Annotated in this window: 12 protein-coding genes and 1 other annotated feature; of the genes, 11 read left to right on the forward strand and 1 reads right to left on the reverse strand. The window is 32.3% G+C overall.

The features are described 5' to 3' along the window. Positions 1 to 18 precede the first annotated feature (18 nt). From hemB to ysxE, 4 genes are all read left to right on the forward strand, one after another. Positions 19 to 1005 (forward strand): porphobilinogen synthase, encoded by a 987-nt coding sequence (hemB, locus tag COJ46_RS20630; protein WP_097978417.1) that lies wholly within the window; start codon positions 19 to 21, stop codon positions 1003 to 1005. Positions 1006 to 1011: 6 nt separating this feature from the next. Beyond that, complete coding sequence (gene hemL / locus COJ46_RS20635) at positions 1012 to 2298, forward strand: glutamate-1-semialdehyde 2,1-aminomutase (protein WP_097978418.1); 1287 nt, start codon at positions 1012 to 1014, stop codon at positions 2296 to 2298. A 672-nt stretch (positions 2299 to 2970) separates the two neighbouring features. Continuing rightward, the gene (locus tag COJ46_RS20640) at positions 2971 to 4827 is read left to right on the forward strand and encodes a LysM peptidoglycan-binding domain-containing protein (protein WP_097978419.1); all 1857 of its coding nucleotides are present in this window, start codon (positions 2971 to 2973) and stop codon (positions 4825 to 4827) included. An 86-nt stretch (positions 4828 to 4913) separates the two neighbouring features. Further along, a complete protein-coding gene (gene ysxE, locus COJ46_RS20645) occupies positions 4914 to 5945 on the forward strand; it encodes a spore coat protein YsxE (RefSeq protein WP_176522644.1) in 1032 nt (343 codons plus the stop codon). A gap of 95 nt (positions 5946 to 6040) precedes the next feature. Here the strand turns inward: ysxE and COJ46_RS20650 are convergent, their stop codons facing one another. Further along, positions 6041 to 6805 carry a sporulation protein gene (locus COJ46_RS20650; protein ID WP_097978421.1) on the reverse strand — a complete coding sequence of 255 codons (765 nt, stop codon included), beginning with the start codon at positions 6803 to 6805 and terminating at the stop codon, positions 6041 to 6043. Positions 6806 to 7032: 227 nt separating this feature from the next. Then, positions 7033 to 7268 (forward strand) — a binding site (T-box leader). A gap of 55 nt (positions 7269 to 7323) precedes the next feature. Between COJ46_RS20650 and COJ46_RS20655 the strand changes: the two genes are divergently transcribed. The 7 genes from COJ46_RS20655 to COJ46_RS20685 all read left to right on the forward strand — a co-directional run bounded on the left by COJ46_RS20655 (position 7324) and on the right by COJ46_RS20685 (position 17653). Then, on the forward strand, positions 7324 to 9966 hold the full coding sequence (locus tag COJ46_RS20655; RefSeq protein ID WP_097978422.1) for a valine--tRNA ligase: 2643 nt from the start codon (positions 7324 to 7326) through the stop codon (positions 9964 to 9966). A gap of 105 nt (positions 9967 to 10071) precedes the next feature. Next, a complete protein-coding gene (locus COJ46_RS20660) occupies positions 10072 to 11373 on the forward strand; it encodes a bifunctional folylpolyglutamate synthase/dihydrofolate synthase (protein WP_097978423.1) in 1302 nt (433 codons plus the stop codon). A 24-nt stretch (positions 11374 to 11397) separates the two neighbouring features. Next, positions 11398 to 13113 (forward strand): sensor domain-containing diguanylate cyclase, encoded by a 1716-nt coding sequence (locus tag COJ46_RS20665; RefSeq protein WP_097978424.1) that lies wholly within the window; start codon positions 11398 to 11400, stop codon positions 13111 to 13113. A gap of 171 nt (positions 13114 to 13284) precedes the next feature. Then, on the forward strand, positions 13285 to 14259 hold the full coding sequence (locus COJ46_RS20670; RefSeq protein ID WP_097978425.1) for a hypothetical protein: 975 nt from the start codon (positions 13285 to 13287) through the stop codon (positions 14257 to 14259). A gap of 949 nt (positions 14260 to 15208) precedes the next feature. Then, a complete protein-coding gene (locus COJ46_RS20675) occupies positions 15209 to 15769 on the forward strand; it encodes a Maf family protein (protein ID WP_097978920.1) in 561 nt (186 codons plus the stop codon). A gap of 21 nt (positions 15770 to 15790) precedes the next feature. Further along, positions 15791 to 16477, forward strand: a complete 687-nt coding sequence (gene radC, locus COJ46_RS20680; protein ID WP_420488112.1) for a RadC family protein — start codon at positions 15791 to 15793, stop codon at positions 16475 to 16477. 135 nt (positions 16478 to 16612) lie between these two features. Continuing rightward, entirely contained in the window at positions 16613 to 17653 is a 1041-nt protein-coding gene (locus COJ46_RS20685; RefSeq protein ID WP_097978918.1) for a rod shape-determining protein, read from the forward strand. Positions 17654 to 17689: the final 36 nt, after the last annotated feature.

A 17689-nucleotide genomic window follows, 5' to 3' on the forward strand; every position in this document is an offset into this window, starting at 1 on the left:
TATAAGAAGGAGAAAAAAATGACTTATTCTATTCCGTTTGATCGTCACCGTCGTTTAAGAAGTACACAAGCATTACGCTCTATGGTTAGAGAGACTCATTTGCATAAAGAAGATTTTATTTATCCTCTTTTTGTTGTTGAAGGACAAGGGGTAAAAAATCCTATTAGTTCAATGCCAGGTGTATTTCAATTTTCTTTAGATGAATTAAAAAAAGAAATGGATGAAATTGTATCATTAGGTATAAAATCTGTCATATTCTTTGGTATTCCTGATGTAAAAGACGCAGTAGGTTCTGAAGCGTACTGTGCAACTGGAATCGTTCAACGTGCGATTTCACAAACGAAAGAACAATATCCTGAAATGATTGTTATTGCAGATACATGTTTATGTGAGTATACAGATCATGGACATTGTGGAGTTTTAGAAGATGGGTATGTTAATAATGATGAATCGTTAATACTATTAGCAAAAACAGCAGTAAGTCAAGCACAGGCTGGCGCAGATATTATTGCTCCTTCAAATATGATGGATGGATTCGTAGCAACAATTCGCCATGCTTTAGATGAAGCTGGATTTGATAATATTCCAATTATGTCTTATGCAGTAAAATATGCTTCAGCATTTTATGGACCATTCCGTGAGGCAGCTCAAAGTGCTCCAGGACAAGGTGATCGTAAGGCTTATCAAATGGACCCTGCAAATCGTTTAGAAGCGTTCCGTGAAGCAGAATCAGATACAGTTGAAGGTGCAGATTTCTTAATCATTAAACCAGCTCTTTCATATTTAGATATCATTCGAGATATCAGAAATAACTATCACCAACCAATCGTTGCTTATAATGTTAGTGGAGAATATGCAATGGTTAAAGCTGCTGCATTGAATGGTTGGATTGAAGAAGAAAAAGTTGTAATGGAAAAATTAATTAGTATGAAACGTGCTGGTGCAGATATGATTATGACTTATCATGCTAAAGATGCTTGCAGATGGTTATCAGAAGGGAAGTAATTATAAATGAGATCATATAACAAGTCAATTGAAGCTTTTGAAGAGGCAAAACAAGTACTTCCTGGTGGAGTAAATAGTCCGGTACGTGCATTTAAAAGTGTTAATATGTCACCAATTTTTATGAGTCATGGAAAAGGTTCTAAAATATATGACATAGACGGAAATGAGTATATTGATTATGTATTATCTTGGGGACCTCTAATTTTGGGTCACTCAAATGAGCGTGTAGTTGAAGGCTTAAAGCGAACAGCAGAAACTGGAACTAGCTTTGGAGCACCAACATTAAAAGAAACAGAATTAGCTAAACTTGTAATCGAAAGAGTGCCTTCGATTGAAGTTGTTCGAATGGTTAACTCAGGAACAGAAGCGACAATGAGTGCTTTACGTCTTGCTCGCGGATTTACTGGTCGAAACAAAATCTTAAAATTTGAAGGATGCTACCACGGACATGGTGATTCCTTATTAATTAAAGCAGGATCTGGTGTAGCTACACTTGGATTACCAGATAGCCCTGGTGTACCTGAAGGTGTTGCATCAAATACAATCACTGTTCCTTATAATGATTTAGAAAGTATAAGATATGCTTTTGAACAATTTGGAGATGACCTAGCAGCGGTTATTGTTGAGCCGGTTGCAGGTAATATGGGTGTTGTTCCACCAGTTGAAGGTTTCTTAGAAGGCTTAAGAGAAATTACGACTCAATATGGTACATTATTGATTTTTGACGAAGTTATGACTGGCTTCCGTGTAGGATATAATTGTGCACAAGGTCATTTTGGTGTAACGCCTGATATCACTTGCTTAGGAAAAGTGATCGGTGGAGGTTTACCAGTAGGTGCATATGGTGGTAAAGCTGAAATCATGAATCAAATTGCTCCAAGTGGCCCAATTTATCAAGCTGGAACTCTTTCAGGAAATCCTTTAGCGATGACGGCTGGTTACGAAACATTAAGTCAGCTATCGAAAGAAGATTATGTAGAATTTAACCGTAAAGCTGATTTGCTAGAAGCTGGTTATAAAGCTGCAGCTGAAAAATACAATATTCCACATTGTATTAATCGTGCAGGTTCAATGGTTGGATTCTTCTTCACAAACGAAAAAGTTGAAAATTACGAAGCAGCAAAAACATCTAATTTAGAAATGTTTGCTAAATACTATCAACTAATGGCTGAACAAGGTGTCTTCTTACCACCATCACAATTTGAAGGTTTATTCCTATCAACTTCACATACAGACGAAGATATTCAAAAAACGATTGCAGCTGCTGAATACGCATTTTCGCAATTAGTTTAATTTAAGGTGGTGTCCTATTTTTAGGGCACCTTATTTGTTATAGCAAAAAGAGTTGGTAAAGCTTCAGTAGAACGACTGTATAAAAAAATAGAGAAGTTCAAGCTATAAATAGATAGAGAGGAGAATTGCAAATAAGATGCCGATCTATGTAAAAATAGATGAGGAGAATCTACAAAAAAAGTTAACTGCAAATAAAATCAGGAAATCGCAAATATTATTAGCAAACCTGCAATAAAAATCCAAAGAATTGCAATTAACATGTAAAATTACCCATACCGGTTAATATTGACCTAAAAAACTATACAAAAGTAGATATTTTCAAATATAAACCTTTAAAGATTGTACAATTCAATATCGAAGAAAAATCTATAAATATGGTTAGGCGAATGAAAAACATTCTATAGTTCCTCATCTACTAATTTGTAAAAAATTTCAATGACATAGTTGCTCATTTTTCTCTCCAGTTTTTTCTGATACTATTCGTCCAGTGCTTCTTAAATACCACTTTTGATTTTTCTTTTTCCTACTCCCTTATCACTGTTTTTCTTGAATCCTGCGATTATTAAACCTTTCTTAATATAAAATAACAATCTTTTCTTCATAAATTTTTCGTTTCTTTCATAAAAATGTAATGTCATAGACCAAATTGGACGATGAGAGGAGGACATTAACGTGTCTTCAGAAAATCAAACAAATATTCGCTTTTCATTGAAAGAAACTGTCTGGTTCCAAAAAGGACAGGAAGTTAAAGAGGTAAGGTCACTCTCGTTAAATCCAGACATTACTATACAGCAATTTGAAGAATATGTTCAAGTGAAGGGTGTCTTAACCTTAGAAGGTAATTACACACCTGATTTATCAAATCAAGGTGATTATTACTCATTAAGAGAATTAGCACCTTCAAGAATGATAGAAAATGTAATCGCTCTTGAAGATGGAAGTTGTGAAATGAATCATCAGTTCCCTGTAGATATTTCAATACCATTAACTAGGATTACTGATCTTGAAAATCTATGTGTTTCTGTAGAGACATTTGATTATCAAATAGCTGAAAAAGGTAGTATTCAAATTGCTGCTGATTTATGTATTTCTGGTTTACATGACCATAATAGAGCAGTAGAAACTTATCAAGAACAAAGAGGGTATGAGCAATATAATAGCTACGCATACGAAAACGAATATCGCTCAAGTAATGAAGGAAATGAAGGATATGTGTATCAGGAAGATAGAGAACAAGAAGAACAATTCCAGTTCTTTCATCAACCTACTTTAGAACAGGAAACAAGTGAACAAGATAATCTTTACGGCAGTGATTGGATTCAATCTCTTGAAGAGAATGATGAGCAAGAAGAACAAGACACATATCCTGGGCAGCCTACTTACTTAGAGGTTTTTCAGCCTGAAGAAGTAGTTGAAGATCGAGTCGAAGCAGTTGAAAATGAAGTGGAACATTATTATGAGTTAGAAGAAAGCAATAAACAAAGTTATGAAGAGGAACATTATTATGAGTTAGAAGAAAGCAATGAACAAAGTTATGAAGAGGAACAACAAGTAGAAGAACAATCTAATTTTGAAATTATGGCCCAGTCAGAGCAGTCAGAACAGTTAGAAGAACAATCAGAGGCCCAAGAGGAAGAAGAATATGAAGAAGTATTTAGAGGCTTTAATATATCAGCTGAAGCAATAGAGCCCCAAGCGATGGAACCACAAGCAATGGAACCACAAGCAATGGAACCACAAGCAGTAGATCCAACACCGAGCTTCTTAATGAATAATAATGATGCAGAAGCTAGTCAAAGTGAAAATGATGCACAGGTATCTAACAATGTAAATAATACGTATAATGAGCGACCTAGTTTCTTGAATAATGATTTTAATGTACACAGCTATTTAAACAATTCATTAAATAGTAGACCTAGCTTCTTAGATAATGATTTTAGTAATTTGCAAAATGCTAATAATGAAAACAATGCTCAAAAAGAAATAGAAAAATATGAAGAACTATATAATCGAACTTTAGAGCAAAACTATCAACCTTATGTTAACCAACAATATCAGCAAGCACCATTTGCATATAATCAAAATCAGGAACAACTCTATCAAAATCCCTTCCCTCAAGTAAATCAAGAAAATAATTTTGAGAATCCAAATGATGTTCGTCAAACACCACCATATTATGCGGATTATTATCAAGCTCAAGTGGAGCAGCAAGAAGCACCACCACCTGAATTACCAAAAGTAGAAATAAAAGCTGATCCAGTTGGTAAAAAGGAAGTAAAAGAAGAAGTAAGTGAAGCAAGAAGTGTTAAAAGTGACAATCTACTATCAAGTTTGTTTACTGGCGAAGGAAGAGAAGATTCTTATACTAAATTAAAATTATATTTAGCTCAAAATGGAGATACAATTGAATCTGTAGCTAAAAAATATAACCTACAAACTCAGCAGTTGAATCGGGTTAATAACTTGAATGATGAATTTTTATCGGAAGGGCAAATCATTTATATTCCTGTAACTGCTATAAAACAATAACCATATGGTGAGAGCTTTGTATTAGTTAAGACACTTGTCTACTAATACAAGGCTTTTACGCATTTAGAAAGTGAGAGTGACGCATCTTGTATAGAAAACCTAAAGATGAAATAAGCGTCATTTTAGCACAGTATCACATTGTACCAAATTATTTTGAAACTGTTGGTAAGGTCGTTAAGATTTATACGAATCAAGGTGTATTCGCACTAAAAGAAGCAAATGTGAATCGAGTTTATCGAAATAATTTGATTGAAAATGTTCGTTCTTTACAAGATAAAGGCTTTCGAAATGTTGTACCAATATATCATACCCAGAGTGGAGATTATATTGTTGAATTTAATACGAAGCATTACTATTTAATGCCGTGGATTGAAAGTGTTGATGAAAAGTCAGATGAGAATTTACATTTTCAACGAATGTTTACTTCACTAGGTAAGATGCACAACAGTACACAGAAAGAGAAAAAGGTAGATAAAGATCAATTACAAATCCATTATGATACGTTAACTAAAAGGTGGAGTAAAGATAAAGATGTATTGGAAAATTTCATTGAGGCTGCAGAAGGTAATTGGTATATGTCACCTTATGAACTAAGCTATTGTACGTATTTTCATAAAATATTAAGTGCACATCAATTTGCTAAGGGACAGTTAGATGAATGGTTTAAAAAAATGAAGGAAACTGAAAATACTAGAGTTGTCATGAACCATGGGAATTTATCTATTTCTCACTTTCTTGTAAATAAAAGAGGTGAAGGTGTCTTTATCAATCTAGAAAATGCACAAGAAACTACACCAATTCAAGATTTAACGAACTATTATAAGAATTCTTTTAAAACATATCCTATTCAGCAATCTGATCGTAATAATTGGCTTAAAATGTATGAAAAGAATTTTTCATTAAGAGAAGAGGAAAGAATGTTATTTTTAAGTTATATGGCATATCCAACTCAGTTTTCTTCCAAAATTTCTAACTATTTAAAGCGATCCGGGGTTAATAATGAAAAAGACAATGTAAGAGATTTATTAAATGCTTACTGGCATATGATTAATATTGAATATTTTGTCTCAAAAATACAAGAGGATATTGAAGCAGAGAAATCTATAGATGGTTTATAAGTTCAATTTGCATTATTAAGAGAGAAAATAAAAACATCTATCCAAAAAATGTATCACTAAATGTTAGCAACATGGATAGATGTTTTTTATGTTTATTATTTTACATGACGTTTAATTGCATTTACTACACTTTTACGTACAAAATCCTTGTCCGTAATATGATCCTTTGAAAAAGAGATTCGAACATTATTTTCATCAGAGCCAAATAATTTAGAAAATTTACTAGTTGTTTCTTTTTGATTTTGATTAAGTTGAAGGATTAAGTCGACTGTTTTGTCAAAGCTTAAATAGTTAACTTCAACCTCTTCTAATTTTCCTCTGAATTCGCCATTCATTGGGTAAAATTCAAATTCTTGAATAATTTTCCCATATTTCTTTTTGTTTTCACTATCTCTTAATACAAATCCTTCTTCTTGAAGTGCCTGGATTACCGTTTTTAAGCCGACTGAAGGCACTACTTGAACGCCATCAGCATCATATTGGTCAACAGCTTTTTCTATTTCTAAATGAGTTTTAATCCAAATATGGGATTTGTGAAGTGATACTGGTGTATTTTCAGATAAGGTGAAAAAGAAAGGAATAACAACTTCTTCATTTGCATTTATTATACGATCAACTGATACGATAAATTTTTGTAAAGTACCATTCTTATTAATAATCTTATCATTTGATTCAACTTGATATTCAGTCATTACATGTAAAAAGACGGAATCTAGTTCTTGTTTAACTCGACCACCTTTTATATATAATTCACCTTTTACTCGTTCACCAGCTTGATATTCTTTTTTTTCAAGCTTTGTATCGATTCTCGTTCCACCGATTCCGAGAACACGAGCTAATGTATTTTTAAATAAACCCATGAATATCCCCCTAAAAATTATATCTACATACTATATAATTATCTCATAATTAAATAAGTACTAGTATACCAGAATGTTAAATAATCATTACAATTATTTGTCGTATTTTTTTTATGTATTAAAAAATGTGGTACGATATTGACACATATTGAATAATCTAGAAAGAAATTAGAAATAATGTTGACTAAGCTTAAGTAAATTTTGTAGACTATTACATATATTCATAATGAAATGCAATGATAGGGAAGAGTACAACGAACTAGTTCTTCAGAGAGGAAACCATTTGGTGGGAGGTTTCTAGAAAATAGAGTTGGAATGTCGCCCTTGAGCAGTGACTTCGAAAGCTTTTTGTGATTAGAAGTTACCGGATGATCCGTTATCTTTTTTAAGTGTGTCAGTTAAACACAAGTTTTTTCTGACAAAAAAAGGTGGTACCGCGAATTCAACTCCATTCGTCCTTTTCAAGGATGAGTGGAGTTTTTTTATTTTTCAATAATTATTAGAGGAGATGAATCCGAATGGAAACAACAAAAAAATCATTACCAACAAAATATGATCCGAATTTAGTTGAAAAAGATCGTTACCAATTTTGGTTAGATGGGAAATTCTTTGAAGCACAAGTGGAATCAGAAAAGCCGAAATATACAATCGTAATTCCTCCACCAAACGTAACTGGAAAATTACACTTAGGTCATGCTTGGGATACAACATTACAAGATATCTTAACTCGTACTAAACGAATGCAAGGTTATGACGTACTTTATTTACCTGGTATGGACCATGCTGGTATTGCTACACAAGCAAAAGTAGAGGCGAAATTACGAGAAGAAGGCTTATCAAGATATGATTTAGGACGTGAAAAATTCCTAGAAAAAGCTTGGGAGTGGAAAGAAGAATATGCTTCTCACATTCGTTCTCAATGGGAAAAAATTGGTTTAGGTCTAGATTACTCTCGTGAAAGATTCACATTAGATGAGGGTCTATCTGATGCAGTAAAAGAAGTATTCGTTAAGCTATACAACAAAGGATTAATCTATCGTGGTGAATATATCATCAACTGGGATCCAGCAACAAAAACAGCTTTATCAGATATCGAAGTTATTTATAAGGATGTTCAAGGTGCATTCTACCATATGCAATATCCATTAACAGACGGAACTGGAAAAATTCAAATTGCAACTACTCGTCCTGAAACAATGCTTGGGGATACTGCAATTGCGGTTCACCCAGAAGACGAAAGATATAAATCAATGGTTGGTAAAACTGTTACACTTCCTATCGTAAATCGTGAAATTCCAATCATTGCTGACGATTATGTTGATATGGAATTTGGTACTGGAGTTGTAAAAATTACTCCTGCCCATGACCCGAATGATTTTGAAGTTGGAAACCGTCATGACTTACCTCGCATTCTTGTAATGAATGAAGATGGTACAATGAATGAAAAAGCAGGAAAATACAATGGTATGGATCGCTTTGAATGCCGTAAACAAATTGTTAAAGATTTACAAGAGATGGGTGTTCTTGTTGAAATCGAAGAACATATGCATTCTGTAGGTCATAGTGAACGTAGCGGAGCGGTTGTTGAGCCATATTTATCAACACAATGGTTTGTTAAAATGCAACCACTAGCGGATGCTGCAGTAGCATTACAAAATTCTGATGATAGCGTAAAATTTGTACCGGATCGTTTTGAAAAAACGTATCTACGTTGGATGGAAAATATCCGTGACTGGTGTATTTCACGTCAATTATGGTGGGGACACCGTATTCCGGCTTGGTACCATAAAGAAACTGGTGAGATTTATGTAAATCAAGAGCCACCAGCTGATATTGAAAATTGGAATCAAGATAACGACGTTTTAGATACTTGGTTCAGTTCAGCATTATGGCCATTCTCAACTTTAGGTTGGCCAAATGAAGAAAGTAAGGATTTCCAAGCTTACTTCCCAACAAATGTATTAGTAACTGGTTATGATATTATTTTCTTCTGGGTATCACGAATGATTTTCCAAGGAATTGAATTTACTGGTAAACGTCCATTTAACGATGTTTTAATTCATGGCTTAGTACGTGACGAGCAAGGACGTAAAATGAGTAAATCACTTGGTAATGGTGTTGACCCAATGGATGTTATTGAGAAATATGGAGCAGATTCATTACGTTACTTCTTAACAACAGGAAGTTCACCAGGCCAAGATTTACGTTTCAGTATTGAAAAAGTTGAAGCTACTTGGAACTTTGTAAACAAAATTTGGAATGCTTCTCGTTTTGCTTTAATGAATATGGAAGGCTTCACATATGAAAATATCGATTTAACGAAAGAAAAATCTGTTGCTGATGAATGGATTTTAACTCGTTTAAATGAAACAATTGAAAGTGTAACAGCTTTAATCGATCGTTATGAATTTGGTGAAGTTGGCCGTGTACTTTATAACTTCATTTGGGACGATGTTTGTGACTGGTATATTGAAATGGCAAAGATTCCTTTATACGGTGAAAATGAAGATGCAAAAAATATGACTCGTTCAGTTCTTGCACACGTATTAGAAAGTACAATGAAGCTTTTACATCCATTTATGCCTTTCGTTACTGAAGAAATTTGGCAATCTCTACCACACCAAGGGGGGTCTATTACAGTTTCTGCTTGGCCGACAGTTAGAGAGGAATTAACAAATAAAGAAGCTTCTGAAACGATGAAAATATTAGTTGAGTTAATTCGTTCAGTTCGTAATATTCGTGCAGAAGTAAACACGCCAATGAGCAAAAAAGTTCAACTAATGATCTCTGCAAAGGATGAAACGATTGCAGCTGCATTAGAAGAAAATCGTTCATATATCGAGCGCTTCTGTAATCCAGAAGAATTAACAATTTCTACTAACTTAACTGCACCAGAAAAATCGATGTCTGCAGTAATTAGTGGAGCTGAGCTTTATCTTCCTCTAGAAGGTTTAATTAATCTTGAAGAAGAGAAAAAACGTTTAGAGAAAGAATTAGAAAAATGGACTAGTGAAGTTGAACGAGTTCAAAAGAAATTAAGTAACCAAGGATTTGTAGCGAAAGCTCCTGCAGCAGTTATTGAAGAAGAGCGTCGTAAAGAAAAAGATTATCTTGAAAAACAAGAATCTGTAAGAGCTCGAATTGCAGAACTAAGTAAATAAGTAGTTTAAGCAGGCGAGCTAATCGACTGTAATAAAAGTTAGTAAAATAAAAACGACGAATTGAGTTAAGAATTCGTCGTTTTTTACTATAAAGGTAGGGTTAAGATGGTTAATACATATGAGCAAGCACTGAAATGGATGTATAACAGAACAAAATTTGGCATTGTACCTGGACTACAAAGAATGGAAGAAATGCTAGTTAGATTAGGAAATCCTCAGCTTAGTGTCAAAGCAATTCATGTCGCAGGAACGAATGGAAAAGGCTCTACAATTACTTTCCTTCAAAGTATTTTATTAGATGCAGGGTATACTGTAGGAACTTTTACATCACCATATATATTAGATTATCGTGAACAAATCATGTTTTGCGGTGAAATGATTAGTGAACAAGAATTTATTCAACTAGTAAACTGTATGATGCCAGTTGTTGAAGAAGTTGAACAGTTGCCTTGTGGTGCTCCAACTGAATTTGAAATCATTACAACAATGGCTTTTTACTTTTTCGGTAAAATAAAAGAACATGACATATTTTTAGTAGAAGCTGGTTTAGGTGGGTTAGAGGATTGCACAAATGTAATGACACCTTTAATTAGTATTATTACGAGTATTGGCCATGATCATCAACAAATTCTTGGTGAAACAATAGAAGAAATCACTAAGCATAAGGCAGGAATTATTAAAAAGGGAATTCCAATTGTTACAGCAGAATTGAAAGAAAAAGCTTTAACGATTATTCAAAATGCCGCAATCAAAAATGAAGCTGATTATTTTGAATATGGTAAGCATTTTTTTGCTTCTCCTTTGAAAGATTCACTTTATGAAAAGTTTAATTACATGGGCAATGAATTGCTAATTGAAAATATTGAGTTATCGATGCTTGGGCACCATCAAATTAGGAATGCTTCATGCGCAATCTGTGTTGTTCAATTATTACAAAATAAATATGGAATGAAGTTTAGTGAAGATCATATCAAAAGAGGATTAAAAATAGCTCAAAAAGCAGGTAGATTAGAACGAATAGCTTCTAATCCTGTCATTTATATTGATGGAGCACATAATGTTGAAGGAATTAAAAGTTTAGTGGAGACGATGAATAACCATTTTCTTGATAAGGAAATAAAGATTCTATTCTCTGCCTTGAAAGATAAAAATATTGAAGAGATGTTAAAAGAATTACGAGGTATAACAAATAATATTGTAATGACAACTTTTGATTTTCCTAGAGCGATGAATAACGACGAATTAATTTCGAATGCTAATACACTTAATATAAAATATGAAAGTGATTTATCTATTGCAATCGATAAGAGTATAAAGGATATACAGGAAGACGAGATATTATTAATAACCGGTTCATTATATTTTATCTCGGTAGTAAGAAGATATTTGCTAAAAAAATTCGCTTAGAATTGTAAAGGAGGGCCCATAATCTTGATTAGTAAGCATAGTAATAGGTTGATTTGGATCGCATGGATTGTTCTAATGCCTATCATATTTTATTATGCTAATATGGTTAGCCCTCTTAGACATATAGATCGTTCAAATTTTTTAATTATAATTGCGTTATTTCTAATTGTAGCGAATATGCCAATTAAAATTAATGATGCTACATTATCTTTTATTTTCGGAATCTCAATATTAGTTTTTTTATCGTATGGTTTAGTTGCAGAACTTTTAATAAGTCAATTAGCCTATTCGATTTTGTATATAAGATTGAGTATTACAAAAAAAACTCTCTACCGAATGCCACTTAATTCGTTAATGTTTGCATTATGTTCTATTGGTAGTGCGTTACTTTATTATTTAGTTGGGGGAAAGATTGAACCTACTGGGACTAAAGAAATATTGAATAGCTTAATTCCAATCCTCATTTACACTCTTGTATCTTTTTGGATTAATCAAATCGTTATTTATTTTATTACGATTTACTTGTATAAAAGAGAAATGAAATTGATTAATAGGGAATTTAAGTGGGATTTGTTTATCTATTTATTAATGTATCCAATCGGAATAAGTCTTTATTTAATGTTAGAGAAAAAAGGATATATTACGATAATTTACATAACTATTTACTATATTATTTTAATGATTATTTTAAACTCTTTATCCTCTGCTTTAAATATGAACAAATATTTAAAGAAAACGATGAAAATAAGTCAAAAACTGTCTCAAAGAATGGAAGAAGAAGAAGTAATCGATGAGTTTTTTGAACAACTTACTACTTTAATTCCAGTTTCATACGGAAATTTATTTATAGTTGAAGATAAATCGCTTAAATTAAAAAGATATTTTCAAAATAAATGTGATGAAAAAATATTTAGTTGTCCTTACTTTGATACGCTTGAAGGTTCAATATCTAAAAAAGTTTTTTTTGAAAAAAGAAGATATAGTTTTAGCAGACGTTCACAATGGTACACTAATGATCATTTAAAATTTTCAGAAGCAGAAAGTTTATTATCAATCCCAATTATAAAAAATCAAGAAGTAGTTGGTGTACTTACAATTGCATCAGAACAAAAAAATGCTTTTAAAAAATACCAAGTAGTTCTGATCGAAATACTTGCATTATATCTCGCAATTGCGGTTGAAAATGCAAGGTTTTACTTACAAACAAAAATCAGAAGTGAAACTGATTCTTTAACCGGCTTATATAATTTTGAATATCTCGAATCTAAAATTAAAGATGAATTTGAACAGTTGAAATCATTCAAGATAAAGTCAATTTCATTACTTTTAATTGATTTGGATTATTTTAAAAGAGTGAATGACGAATACGGTCATCAAGCAGGTAATGAAGTATTATTTGAAGTTGCAAGACGGATTAAAATGGTAGTGAAGCAAAGTGGTTTAGTTGCTCGCTTTGGTGGAGAGGAATTTTCAGTACTACTTGTAAATCATAGTGAAAGAGAAACATATAATTTAGCAGAAGAAATTAGAAAATCACTTGAAATTATTCCATTTTACATTACAAATCATATGACTAACGAAGATCAGCAGATTAAATTAACAGTAACAGCAAGTATAGGAGCAGCAGTTGCACCATTTGTGGCGACAGAACCGTCAGACTTAATTCGATGTGCAGACAGAGCTATGTATTCAAAAGCAAAAAATGCTGGAAGAAATAAAGTGGCAATGTATAGCAAATAATCACCGGGAATCCTACGGTGGTTATTTATTTATGTAGATAAAAAATGGGCAAGTTTTTGTAATTTTTTGTTGCACGATACCTGTTTGTCCTCGACAAATGTCGGCGTGTTTTTCTGGAATTATATGTTAGTATTTTTTTACGTTTTAAAATAAAGTAGTAGGAGGATTCATATGGACAAGTCCTCAAAGATATCAATTAAAATTAATGGCGAGGAAAAAGCATTTGAAGAAGGTGCCGTGACTTCTCAAGATCAGGTAGAGGAGAAGAACGGGGAATTTGGATGGGTTTTACCAACTCCTGATGGGTTAGGCAAAAAAGTAATCGTTTTAGATGATGTTAAAAAGAAGAAAAAGATTAAGCCAGAGCAAAAGGTGAAAGAGAAAAAGAAAAAGAAGATTTCTTTTTTCACAAAGAAGTCACCTTCGAAAAGTATTATTATTTCTATTATAGGTGCAAGTTTAATAGGACTATGTTTTGGGTTTGTATTTTTAGGCATATTTAAACAATCAAAGCCAGATGCACTTAACCCAACAAAAAATAGTGTATCGGTTTCTGGTACAGCAACAAATCAAGTACAAATGAAGATTCCAGCAGTGAAGTTTGATCTCGCACAAGTTGGAATGTATAAAAGTATGGAATCAGCTAAGAAAAATGAAAAAGAAGTATCTACAAATGGCTTTACCCCTGTCATTTATGAAAAAAATAATAATTTTTTCGTCGTTATTGCTTTGAGCGGGAAAGATAGCACGTTTTTAGCAGATGAAGTTAAGAAAAAATTAAAAAGTACTTATTTAAAAGAAGAAACAGTTGGTGGGCAAGAATACAAAGGCCCAAAACAATCAGTAGATATGTATAAAGCTGAAGTGGAAACATTTAATTTTATGTTATCGTACTTAACAGATAAAAACTTTAATAACGAAAAACAGCTTGAACAAATAAGCTCAACCATGTTAATTTTGTCTAAACAAAAAGATTATATTAAAAATAAGCAATTACTAAGTGGACTTAAGCATTTACAAAACATCGAAAAAGTAATGTCCTCAAACACTAAACAAAATCTAAATAAAGTAACCCAATCAGTCCAATATGACATGTTATCCTTATTTAAAATATTAAAAGAACAAAAAAATACACTAACAAATTAAATTTTGTTAGTGTATTTTTAGTTTGTTGAAATATAAAAGTCAATCAGTTGAACATTATTGATGTTAAAATTCATATTTTGAAGACCTATTAAGATTTTAGTTGTTAATGTGTTTAAACAATTTTAATAAAACAACAAGCTATAGTAATTGTTTTATAGAAGAGTTAAAAATTAAGAGTAAATATTAGACAAATTCTAATGATTAGTTTATAAGTTGATGTTTGATCTCAATTGACATACAAACAAATGAAAAACTGTTTTTTTTATGCTAAGTAAAGGACATTAAATTAGCATTTAATCCAGAGTGCTGAAATATAAAATAGTCAATAGAGAAAACGGACATTAAATGAACATTTATTAATGATGAAATTATTACTTTTTGGATGATTTATTAATGGTTTTAAGTTACTCTAAGTTAAAGCTATTAGATTAGTATTTATTGTAGACTTTTTTGATTGAAAAAGTTGATTGGAACGAAAGGGGTGCTCGACTCCTATGGGATAAGCGGGAANNAAAGAATCTCGCCCCATGGAAAGCGAGCACCCCGTAGTGGAAATCAACATCACTATACTCCTTTTACGAAAATTTGATAATTTATTGACATTTTCAACAACGCGATTACACTGGCAAATTACTTTCGTTAGTGTATTTTATATTACAAATAAAATGAAAGAAATTAATATTTAACATTAAAAACTTCTTCTAGAAATTTATATCTATTCAAATTTTAAGCAAATTTTACTCCGAAAAGACTGGGTTTGGACATAAAATATTTAAAAATGAAATTTTATTATTAGTGTATTTTAATACTTAACAAAACTTTCATTTTTATTACATTTTAATAACGAATAGACAACGAAAAGTGTTTTTTACTAATTTGTGTTATAGTGATTACTTGGGTAGGATAATCTTGTATCCTTCCTTTAAAATTAAATAATAGGTGAATGAAAATGAAAAAACTTATATTAGCCTCTGCATCTCCTCGAAGAAAAGAACTTCTTAGCATGTTAAATATCCCTTTTATCATTGAAACTAGTGATGTTGAAGAAGTAATGGAGCAGAACTTGCAGTCTTCTGAGATTGTAATGAAATTGGCGGAAGAAAAAGCTATAGATGTATCCAATAAATTTCCAAATGCAGTAGTAATCGGTGCTGATACGATCGTTACTTATAATGATAAAAAACTAGGTAAGCCTACCTCAAAAGAAGATGCATTTGCAATGTTAAAAATGCTATCTGGAAAAACACACGAGGTTTTTACTGGAGTTTCAATTATTAATGAAGGTAAAAGTAGTAGCTTTTATCAATGTACAAAAATTACCTTTAGTGAACTAAGTGATCAAGAAATAATGGATTATATCAATACTAATGAACCGATGGATAAAGCTGGTTCTTACGGCATACAAGGATTTGGCGGAACATTTGTAGAGAAAATAGACGGCGACTATTATTCTGTTGTTGGACTTCCGATCAATAAAGTTAAGAAAAAACTAAGAGAACTAAATTTTTAACTTTTGATTTGAGGTGATATTTTGTCAAATTCGGTTCTCATTAAAGATTTTCCGAAAGATGAAAGGCCAAGAGAGCGATTGTTAAAATTTGGTCCCGGTAGTTTGTCTAATCAAGATTTACTTGCGATCTTATTAAGGACTGGGACAAAAAATGAATCGGTTTTAAAAGTTTCAAACGAACTTTTATTGAAATTTGATGGACTAAGATTATTAATGAATGCGTCTGTTGAAGAAATATCAAATATTAAAGGGATCGGTGAAGCGAAAGCTGTACAGTTAATTGCTGCCTTTGAATTAGGAAAAAGGATTAACCGTCTTCAATATGACGAAAGATTTAGTATTAAAAGTCCAGATGATTGTGCTAAATTTATGATGGATGAAATGCGATTTCTTGAACAAGAGCATTTTGTATGTTTATACTTAAATACGAAAAATCAAGTTATTGCCCGCGAAACTATTTTTAAAGGTAGTTTAAATGCTTCGATCGTCCATCCTCGTGAAGTTTTTAAAGAAGCTTTTCGTAGATCTGCAAGCTCGATTATTTGTTTACACAATCATCCAAGTGGGGATCCAACTCCAAGTCGAGAAGATATCGAAGTAACAAAACGATTAGTTGAATGTGGAAAAATAATTGGAATTGAATTACTAGACCATATCATAATTGGTGAACATAAGTATGTCAGTTTAAAAGAAAAAGGTTACGTTTAAGGGTGTTCATTAGTAGCTAATTGTTTTATAATGTAAGTTATGGATAAAAACCTGTTATTTACTAACGATAAGAGAATATAGTATAGATACTTTAAATATGAATTTAAGTTGTACGTTTTAGAAAGGAAGATACATATGTTTGGATTAGGTGGATTTACTCGTGATTTAGGAATAGACTTAGGTACTGCGAATACTTTAGTCTTTGTAAAAGGAAAAGGAATAGTAGTTAGAGAACCTTCTGTAGTTGCTTTAAGGACGGATACGAAACAAATTGTTGCTGTAGGTAATTCAGCAAAATTAATGATCGGTCGTACTCCAGGAAATGTTGTTGCAACTAGACCAATGAAAGATGGTGTAATTGCTGATTTTGAAACAACAGCAACAATGATGAAGCACTATATTGATCAAGCTCAAAAGAGTAACGGATTTTTCTCACGTAAACCTTACGTAATGGTATGTGTACCATCAGGTATTACTGCTGTTGAAAAAAGAGCTGTTATCGATGCAACAAGACAAGCTGGTGCACGTGATGCATTCTTAATTGAAGAACCTTTTGCTGCTGCAATTGGTGCTAATTTACCAGTTATGGAACCAACTGGTAGTATGGTTGTTGATATTGGTGGAGGAACAACTGAAGTTGCAATTATCTCATTAGGTGGAATCGTTACAAGTCAATCGATTCGTACTGCTGGTGATGATATGGACGAAGCGATCATTCAATATATTAAAAAGAACTATAACTTATCAATTGGTGAACGAACTGCCGAACAGTTAAAGCTTGAAATTGGTTCAGCTATTAAAACTGAATCAGATGAACAAATGGATATTCGTGGTCGTGATTTAATTTCTGGTTTACCTAAAACAATTACAATCCATGGAGAAGAAATTGCAACAGCATTAAGTGATACAGTTGCCGCAATTGTTGAATCAGTAAAAAATACTTTAGAGAAAACGCCACCTGAATTAGCAGCAGACATTATTGATCGTGGAATCGTTCTTACAGGCGGTGGAGCACTTCTTCGTAATATTGACAAAGTAATTGCTCAAGAAACAAACATGCCTGTAATAGTTGCAGAAGACCCTCTTGATTGTGTTGCAATGGGGACAGGTAAAGCATTAGATAATATCGATATTTTCAAAAAGAATTTTGGTGCAAATTCAAGTCAATATCGATAAAATTGAATGGAAAATGTATTGAAAAATAAGCTAGTT

Origin of the sequence: Bacillus sp. AFS077874, assembly GCF_002566505.1 — a bacterium.
In the GTDB taxonomy this organism is placed as follows: Bacteria; Bacillota; Bacilli; order Bacillales; family Bacillaceae_G; genus Gottfriedia.

Excerpts from the sequence above, each read along its gene's own strand:
- hemL (WP_097978418.1), top strand. The coding sequence starts at position 1,012 with ATGAGATCATATAACAAGTCAATTGAAGCTTTTGAAGAGGCAAAACAA.
- COJ46_RS20650 (WP_097978421.1), bottom strand. The coding sequence starts at position 6,805 with ATGGGTTTATTTAAAAATACATTAGCTCGTGTTCTCGGAATCGGTGGA.
- COJ46_RS20675 (WP_097978920.1), top strand. The coding sequence starts at position 15,209 with ATGAAAAAACTTATATTAGCCTCTGCATCTCCTCGAAGAAAAGAACTT.
- hemB (WP_097978417.1), top strand. The coding sequence starts at position 19 with ATGACTTATTCTATTCCGTTTGATCGTCACCGTCGTTTAAGAAGTACA.
- COJ46_RS20670 (WP_097978425.1), top strand. The coding sequence starts at position 13,285 with ATGGACAAGTCCTCAAAGATATCAATTAAAATTAATGGCGAGGAAAAA.
- COJ46_RS20660 (WP_097978423.1), top strand. The coding sequence starts at position 10,072 with ATGGTTAATACATATGAGCAAGCACTGAAATGGATGTATAACAGAACA.
- COJ46_RS20655 (WP_097978422.1), top strand. The coding sequence starts at position 7,324 with ATGGAAACAACAAAAAAATCATTACCAACAAAATATGATCCGAATTTA.
- COJ46_RS20685 (WP_097978918.1), top strand. The coding sequence starts at position 16,613 with ATGTTTGGATTAGGTGGATTTACTCGTGATTTAGGAATAGACTTAGGT.